General features: G+C 67.0%; 1 protein-coding gene. It reads right to left on the bottom strand.

Going from position 1 to position 1,879, the window contains the following annotated elements; genetic code table 11:
* On the bottom strand, positions 1–1,879 hold a 1,879-nt coding region (locus RMO81_RS08985), incomplete at both ends, for a S9 family peptidase (protein ID WP_310475493.1).

Below are 1,879 nucleotides of genomic sequence, written 5' to 3'. Positions count from 1 at the left end.
CCGGCCCATGCCGTGATTGGCCCCCGGCAGCCGCACCATCATCGCCGGGATGCCGCGCACCTGCAGCGCCTGATAATAGGCCTCGGTCTGGGCGATGGGGGTGCGATAATCCTCTTCGCCGGTGATCAGGATGGTGGGGGTTTTCACCTTGCCGACAAGCGAGAAGGTGGAGCGCCGCCAATAAAGATCGCGGTTGTCCCACGGATTGCCGACCACCCAGTTCGACAGCGTGAGCGCCGGCAGATCGGAGGTGAGCGCCTGGATCGACCAATCGGTGACCGGGCGCAGCGCCGCCGCCGCATTGAAACGGTCGGTCTGCCCGATGGCATAAGTGGTGAGCACGCCGCCGCCGCTGCCGCCGCCGATGAACTGGTTCCTGGCATCGGCCCACGGGCGTTTCAGCACTTCGTCCATGCCGGCCATCAGATCGCCATGGTCGGGGCCGGGATATTCGCCGCCATATTCCGGCGTGATGCCATTGGCGAAGCGCTCGCCATAACCGGTTGAACCGCGCGGGTTGGACCACAGCACGACATAGCCAGCGGCCGCATAGAGCTGGTGGGTGATGGAGAAATAGGGGCCATAATCGCCGTTCGGGCCGCCGTGGATTTCCAGCGCGACCGGGTATTGCTTCGCCGGGTCGAAATTCGGCGGATACTGCAGCCAGCCTTCGATGGTCAGGCCGTCGGGTGCTTTCCAGGTCAGCCGCTCCATCGCGCCGATCTGCTTGTCGGCGCGCCATTTGTCGTTGAAATCGATCTTGCCGATCAGCTTGCCGCCGCGCATCACGCCCAGCGCTGCGGGGCGGTCAGCCTCCACCGTGGTAAAGGCATGGGTCTCGCCATTCGTGCTCCAGTCGCCGCCGGAAGACGGCAGATACAGCCGGGTTCCGCCGATGGCCGGAATGATCACCTTGGCCGCGCCGCCGCTCACCGGGATGGCGGCCACCTTGGTGATGCCGACATCGCCATAGAAGACCTGCAGCGATTTGCCGTCCTTCGCCCATTCGAACGCGCCCACCGGCCGATCGAGCGCTGCCGACAGCTGCACCGGTTCGCCGCCGCCCAGCCGCCGCAGCCACAGGCCGGGCTGGCAATAGAATTTCGTGGTTTTGGGGCAGCCGATCCACGCCAGCGTCTGGCCATCGGGGGAGAGGCGGGGATTGCTCTCGCCGCCGTCGATGCTGGTCAGCCGTTCGGCCGCGCCGCCGCTGGCTGCGATGCGATACAGATCGGATTCGCCGGCCAATCGGTCGTTGCCGGGGCGGATACCGGCGGCATAAATCAGGCTCTGGCCATCAGGGGCCCAATCGGCGCTGCCTTCAATCTGGTCGCTGTCGCCCTTGGTCAATTGGCTGGGTGTGCCGCCGCTGCTGGCCACCACATAAAGCTGATCAGCGCCGGGCTTGTTGTAGCCGCCGTCGTTGGTGCGATAGCTCCAATCGGTGATGACGCGGGCGGCCGGCGCCCAGCTGGCCCCGGCCGGGGCGTCGGGCATGCCGGCGATCTTGGGTGCCGGCGCTTCGGCGCGGCCGGTGAAGGCGATGCGGCTGCCGTCCGGGCTGAAGGCCAGGCTGCGCGGCGCTATGCTGCCGCTGGTGATGGGCCTGCCCACGCCATCGGCGATATCCATCACCCAGATCTGCGGCTTGCCCAGCCAGGCTGCGACATAGGCGATGCGCTGGCCATCCGGGGCCCACACCGCGCCCGCCGCGCCGGCCTGGGCGGGGATGAGCAACCGTTTGTCCAGACTGGTCTTGCCAACGGCGGCCAGCCACCATTCGGTGGTGCGCCGGTCGGTCTGGATATCGAACTGCATGCGGGTGAACAGCACGTGGTTGCCATCGGGCGCGGTCTCCACGGCATCGGTCATGCTGATG

The organism is Sandarakinorhabdus sp., from assembly GCF_031422795.1.
Taxonomy (GTDB): Bacteria; Pseudomonadota; Alphaproteobacteria; order Sphingomonadales; family Sphingomonadaceae; genus Sandarakinorhabdus.
This window is presented reverse-complemented; position numbering and strand designations above follow the sequence as displayed.